Below are 651 nucleotides of genomic sequence, written 5' to 3' on the forward strand. Positions count from 1 at the left end.
ACCAGCAGCTCGACGTCGAGCGCGGCGTAGTGCAGCCACGGGTCGGGCAGCGGGCGGGTGGACCAGTCGACTGCGGAGTGCCCCTTCTCCAGGGCGTACCCGAGGATGTTCTCGACCATGGCGCCGAGGCCCACCCGGGCGAACCCGGCCAGCCGGCCCGCCAGTTCGGTGTCGAAGAGGCGGCCGGGGAGCATGCCTATGTCGCGCAGACAGGGCAGGTCCTGGGTGGCGGCGTGCAGCACCCATTCGGCGTCGGCGATGGCATCGCCCAGGCCGGACAGGTCGGGGCAGCCGACGGGGTCGATCAGGGCGGTCCCCGCGCCGGCGCGGCGCAGCTGGACGAGATAGGCCCGCTGGCCGTAGCGGTAGCCGGAGGCGCGCTCGGCGTCCACGGCTACCGGGCCATGGCCCTCGGCGAAGGCGGTGATGACCTCGGCGAGCGCGTCCGGGTCGGCGGTGACGGGCGGGATGCCCTCGCGCGGCTCCAGCAAGGGGACCGGCGCCGAGGGGAGGTCGTCCGGGGGAGCGCCCCCGGTGGTTCGCAGTGTCGTCTCTGCTGCGGTCTCTTGGGCGTCGGTCACCTGTCAAGGGTAGCTGTGTACACCGGGTACGCAGGGCGCCCGCCGACGGAACGTTCCGTCGGCGGGCGCC

General features: G+C 74.0%; 1 protein-coding gene. It reads right to left on the reverse strand.

The window, feature by feature from the left end:
• Nucleotides 1-581, reverse strand: a 581-nt coding sequence (locus tag CCN51_RS51915) for a ribonuclease D (protein WP_143676247.1), incomplete at its 3' end; no start/stop codon positions are given.
• Between the last annotated feature and the right edge of the window lie 70 nt (nt 582-651).

This window comes from Streptomyces milbemycinicus (genome assembly GCF_002154605.1).
Taxonomy (GTDB): domain Bacteria; phylum Actinomycetota; class Actinomycetes; order Streptomycetales; family Streptomycetaceae; genus Streptomyces; species Streptomyces milbemycinicus.